This window comes from Streptomyces sp. ICN903 (genome assembly GCF_022015835.1).
Classification (GTDB): domain Bacteria; phylum Actinomycetota; class Actinomycetes; order Streptomycetales; family Streptomycetaceae; genus Streptomyces; species Streptomyces fenghuangensis.
The window spans coordinates 1-4,872 of record NZ_JAKMAY010000373.1 but is presented as its reverse complement, the minus strand read 5'-3'; the positions used below and the strand labels follow the sequence as shown (position 1 = coordinate 4,872).

Below are 4,872 nucleotides of genomic sequence, written 5' to 3'. Positions count from 1 at the left end.
CCGCCCCGCCGGCCCGCGGGCGGGACCTGCGGCGGGTGGCCGCGGAACACGCCCTCGACGCACTGCACCTGCCGGCCGTGGCCGCCCGCGGCCTGGGCCGTCTCGCCTGCGCGGGACGGCGCCGCTGGGAGCGCACCCCCCGGGAGCGGCGGGGCCCGGTGCTGTTCACCGTGGCCACCTGCCTGCTGGCCCTGTGGCTGGCCCCGTACGGGCCGCTGCTGGGGGCGGTCACGCTGGCGGGCGCCGCGCTCTGGCAGGGCCGCGACCGGTCCCCGGACACCGCCGGGGGCGAGCCGGGCGAGGCCGAGCGCGCACGGCTGCAGACCCTCTACGAAGCGCTGGTGCCGCACCTTTCGCTCGCCGACGACCCCCGCCCGCAGCCCCTCTACGCCCACGACGGCGACTGGCGGCGGGCCTTCACCGACTTCGCGTTCGCCGAGGAGGGGCGGCTGGCCCGGCTGCGGCTGCGCTACCCGCCGCACTTCGGCGACGACGATCCGGATTCCCGCGCGCACCTGCAGGAACTGCTGTGCGCCAAGGCCGGCCGGGGCCGGGAGTACCACTTCGCCTGGGAGGAGGAAGTGGGCGAGCTCACCCTGACCGCGCTGCCGCCGCTGCCCTCCGGCGTCTGCGCGCAGCGCTTCGTCACCGCGCCCGGCGAGACCGTGCTGGGCTTCACCGACCTCCACACCGTCCCCCGCACGGTGCCGGTGGTCGCGGAGGGCGGCGAGCGGCTGGACGTGCCTCCGGTGGTGTGGCGCACGGGCCCGCGCTCCACCGAGCCGCACCTGCTGGCGCTGGGCCACCCGGGGTCGGGGACGACAACGCTGCTGCGGTCGGTCGCCCTCCAGGCCCTGCGGCAGGGCGAGGTGCTGGTCGTGGACGGCGGCGGGGCGGGCGAGTACGCGTTCCTGGCCGGACGCGGCAGGGTGCGGGCGGTGGAGTCCACCCCGGCCGGCGCCCTGTCGGCTCTGGAGTGGGTGGTGCGGGAGACCGAGCGCAGGCTGCTGGCCGCCAACCGGGTCCGCCAGACCGGACGGGACGCGCCGGAGGACGTCTGCCGCCCGCTGTGGGTGCTGGTGGACCGGCCCTCGGTCCTCAGCCACCTGGCCCGCGCCGAGGGGCAGCGCGACCCGCAGGACCTGCTCCAGGTTCCCCTGCGGTACGGGCGCGCGGTGCGGGTGACCGTGGCGCTGGCCGACCAGTTCGAGGGCGCGGGGGAGCTGACCGGGGCCGTCCGCGCGTACACCCGGGCGCGGGTGGTGCTCGGCGCGGCGACCGCGCAGGAGGTGCGGGCCGTGCTCGGCGAGGCGCCCTCGACCACCACGCCGTCCGAGGTGCCCGCGGGGCGCGGTTACGCCCGGCTGGGCTCGGGGCCGGTGCACCGCCTCCAGGTGCCCGCCGCCCCCGATCCCTTCGACGAGGAGGCGGCCGAGCCGCAGCGGCGGGCGGTCCTGGAGCTGCTGCCGGAGCCGGTGGCCGGTCCGCCGAGGGCCGCGGCCCGGCGGGCGGTCCACTGAGACCGCGGCCGGCGGCGGGGCGCGCGGCGGTTCAGGCGACGGAGCTGCGCGGGATGTCACCGCCCGCGCTCCGTCCGTCGGCGACCAGCCGCGCGGCCGCCGCCAGCCGGGCCGCCGCCTCGGCGGCCACGGGGCCGGAGACCGTGAACGGCAGCCGCACATAGCCCTCGAACGCGCCGTCCACCCCGAAGCGCGGCCCGGAGGGGACGCGCACCCCCAGCCGCTCGCCGGCCTCGGCGATCCGCGAACCGGACAGGTCACCGGTGCGCACCCACAGGGTGAGGCCGCCGCGCGGGACGGTGAACCCCCAGTCCGGGAGGTGCTCGCGCAGGGCCTCGGTGAGGGCCGCGCGGTTCTCCCGGGCCCGTTCGCGGTGGACCTCCATGGCCCGGTCCCAGCCGCTGCCCCCGCTCTCCCGTCCGTCGTCCCGCCCCCCGCCCGGGCCGCTGCCCTCCGCCAGCAGCCGGGCGACGGCGAGCTGCTCCAGCACGGGGCTGCCCAGGTCCGCGTAGACACGGGCCGCGACCAGGCTGCGGATGGTCTCGGGCGCGGCCCGGATCCAGCCGATGCGCAGCCCGGCCCAGATGGCCTTGCTGGCCGAGCCGACCGTGACGACGGTGGAGCCGCCCGCGTCGAACGCCGCGACCGGGCGGGGCATCGGCTCGCCGGGCGGGGCGTCGAGGTCGAGGCCGGCCATGGTCTCGTCCGCCACCAGCACGGTGCCGGCGGCCCGGGCGGCGGCCACCAGCTCCCGGCGCTGCTCCTCCCCGGCCAGCGCGCCGGTGGGGTTGTGGAAGTCCGCTATGACGTACGCCATCCGCGGCGCGGCGTCCCGCAGCACCCGGCGCCAGGCGGGCAGGTCCCAGCCGGTGAGGCCCTCGCCCATCGCGACGGGCACCAGCCGGGCGCCCGACTCGCTCAGCAGGCGCAGCACGTTGGCGTAGGAGGGGTGCTCGACGGCGACGCGCTCGCCGCGCGGCACGAACAGCGCGCGGATCGCGGCCACCGCGCCCATGGCACCGGTGGTGATCATGATCTGCTCGGGCATCGTCGGGACGCCGCGGGCGGTGTAGCGGTCGGCCAGGGCCTGGCGCAGGACCGGCAGCCCCGCCGGGTAGTCGCCGTGGGTGTGGGCGTAGGGCGGCAGATCGGCCAGGGCTCCCTGGAAGGCGCGGGTGAGCCAGGGCTCGGGGGCGGGAAGGGCCGCGCAGCCCAGGTCGATCATGGTCCCGGCCGCGTCGGGGGGCAGGGGCGCCAGCCCGCCCGACGGCAGGGGGTTGCCGGCGGGCAGGGCCGTCCAGCTCCCCGCGCCGCGGCGCGAGGCCAGGAACCCGTCGCCGCGCAGCGCCTCGTACGCGGCGGCCACGGTGGTACGACTGACGGACAGGGCCGCGGCCAGCTCCCGCTCGGCGGGCAGCCGGGCGGCCACGGGGACGCGGCCCTCCAGCACCAGCAGGCGTACTCCGTCGGCGAGGGCCCGGTAGGCGGGCGTCCGCCGCGCTCCGTCCGACTCGGTGCGGTGGGAGGACAGGAGGCGGGCGAGCTGAGGCGCTCCGACCGCCGAGGTCCACTGAGCCATCGGTTGAGTCCACCTTCTCGGGATTGGCCATGTCCGGGAACCGCTTACAGGCCACAGAGTGTCACGCATCAGTCCAACGCGCCAGAAAGGACGGCCCCTTGTCCGGTTCCGGAGGATTCACAGGATCCGGGGATCCAGGCGGCTTCGCCGCGCGCCCCGGCCGCCGCCCCGATCGCCCCGATCGCCTCGCCCGCCGCCTCCTACGGCTCTACGCCGGCCTGGTGCTCTACGGGGCCAGCCTGGCGCTGATGGTCCGCGCCGATCTCGGCCTCGGTCCGTGGGACGTCTTCCACCAGGGCGTCTCCGGGCACACCGGACTGACCATCGGCACCGTGGTGATCATCACCGGCGCGGCCGTGCTGCTGCTGTGGATACCGCTGCGGGAACGGCCCGGCCTGGGCACCGTCTCCAACGTGGTCGTGGTGGGACTGGCCATGGACGCCACCCTGGCCCTCATGCCGGAACCGGGCGCGCTCGCGGTACGGGTGCCGCTGCTGGTGGGCGCGGTGGTGCTGAACGGGGCGGCGACCGGCCTGTACATCACGGCGCGCTTCGGGCCGGGTCCGCGCGACGGCCTGATGACCGGCCTGCACCGGGTCACCGGGCGCTCGGTGCGCCTGGTGCGGACGGGCATCGAAGTGGCCGCCCTGGCCACCGGCTTCCTGCTGGGCGGCACCGTGGGCGCGGGCACGGTGCTCTACGCCCTGGCGATCGGTCCGCTCTCCCAGTTCTTCCTGAAGGTCTTCGGCACACCCGCCCCCGCCGCGGACGGCGACCGGGGCGGTTCGGGTGGCGATCCGGCGGGCGGCTTCGAAGGCGGCTCGGCGGACCGCCCGCGGGGGCGCCGGAGGCGTCGCGCGATACTGCGTCCATGACGGCACCGGCCCTCCGCGCACCGCGCCCCGACCACCCCTTCTTCGACCATCCCGTCCCCCTGGCCTTCGCCCACCGCGGCGGCGCCGCGCCGGGAGCGGAGAACACCCACGGCGCCTTCGCGCGGGCGGTGGAGCTGGGCTACCGCTACCTGGAGACCGACGTGCACGCCACGGCGGACGGGAAGCTGGTCGCCTTCCACGACGCCACGCTGGACCGGGTCACCGACGGCAGCGGGGCGATCGCCTCCCTGCCGTGGTCGCAGGTGCGGCGGGTGCGGGTGGGCAGCGGCGAGCCGGTGCCGCTCTTCGCCGACCTGCTGCGCGCCTTCCCCCGCGCCCGCTGGAACATCGACGTCAAGGCGGACGCGGCCCTCGCCCCGCTGCTGGGGATCCTGGACCGCGCCGACGCCTGGGACCGGGTGTGCCTGGGTGCCTTCGACGAGTCCCGGGTGGCCCGGGCCCGTCGCCTGGCGGGCCCGCGGCTGGCCACCTCGCTGGGCACGCGCGGCGTCCTGGGCCTGCGGCTGCGCTCGTACCGCCTGCCGGGCGCGGTCGGCCGCGGCGCGCTGTGCGCGCAGGTCCCGGTGCGGCACGGCGGGATACCGGTGGCGGACCGGGCCTTCGTCCGCCACGCACACCGCCGGGGCCTCCAGGTGCACGTGTGGACGGTCAACGATCCGGAGCGGATGAGGACGCTGCTGGACATGGGCGTGGATGGCATCATGACCGATCACATCGAGACACTGCGCACGGTGCTGGCCGAGCGGGGGGCCTGGATCTGACGTCCGGCGGCCGGACGGCCGGAGCCACCGGGCGGCACGGGCCGCTCCCCCGCCCGCGCCCCGCCTGGTGCGCACGGGACGAACGAGGGGGCGCGGGTGGGCACCGAGACCGTGGC

General features: G+C 77.4%; 4 protein-coding genes. 3 read left to right on the top strand and 1 reads right to left on the bottom strand.

All coding sequences use genetic code 11. The features are described 5' to 3' along the window. A partial coding sequence (locus L7D48_RS25870) for a hypothetical protein (protein WP_237883051.1) occupies positions 1 to 1,520 on the top strand: 1,520 nt, incomplete at its 5' end. A 31-nt stretch (positions 1,521 to 1,551) separates the two neighbouring features. On the opposite strand, the gene L7D48_RS25865 is transcribed toward L7D48_RS25870, so the two are convergent. Continuing rightward, a complete protein-coding gene (locus tag L7D48_RS25865; RefSeq protein ID WP_237883049.1) occupies positions 1,552 to 3,099 on the bottom strand; it encodes a PLP-dependent aminotransferase family protein in 1,548 nt (515 codons plus the stop codon). 248 nt (positions 3,100 to 3,347) lie between these two features. On the opposite strand from L7D48_RS25865, the gene L7D48_RS25860 reads away from it, so the two are divergent. Together L7D48_RS25860 and L7D48_RS25855 are read left to right on the top strand one after the other, a co-directional pair. Then, the gene (locus L7D48_RS25860; RefSeq protein ID WP_237883053.1) at positions 3,348 to 3,974 is read left to right on the top strand and encodes a YitT family protein; all 627 of its coding nucleotides are present in this window, start codon (positions 3,348 to 3,350) and stop codon (positions 3,972 to 3,974) included. After that, on the top strand, positions 3,971 to 4,756 hold the full coding sequence (locus L7D48_RS25855) for a glycerophosphodiester phosphodiesterase (protein ID WP_237883047.1): 786 nt from the start codon (positions 3,971 to 3,973) through the stop codon (positions 4,754 to 4,756). The genes L7D48_RS25860 and L7D48_RS25855 overlap by 4 nt, the downstream gene beginning before the upstream one ends. The last annotated feature ends 116 nt before the right edge of the window (positions 4,757 to 4,872 follow it).

Coding starts and splice junctions, on each gene's coding strand:
- L7D48_RS25860 (WP_237883053.1), top strand. CDS start 3,348: ATGGTCCGCGCCGATCTCGGCCTCGGTCCGTGGGACGTCTTCCACCAG.
- L7D48_RS25865 (WP_237883049.1), bottom strand. CDS start 3,099: ATGGCTCAGTGGACCTCGGCGGTCGGAGCGCCTCAGCTCGCCCGCCTC.
- L7D48_RS25855 (WP_237883047.1), top strand. CDS start 3,971: ATGACGGCACCGGCCCTCCGCGCACCGCGCCCCGACCACCCCTTCTTC.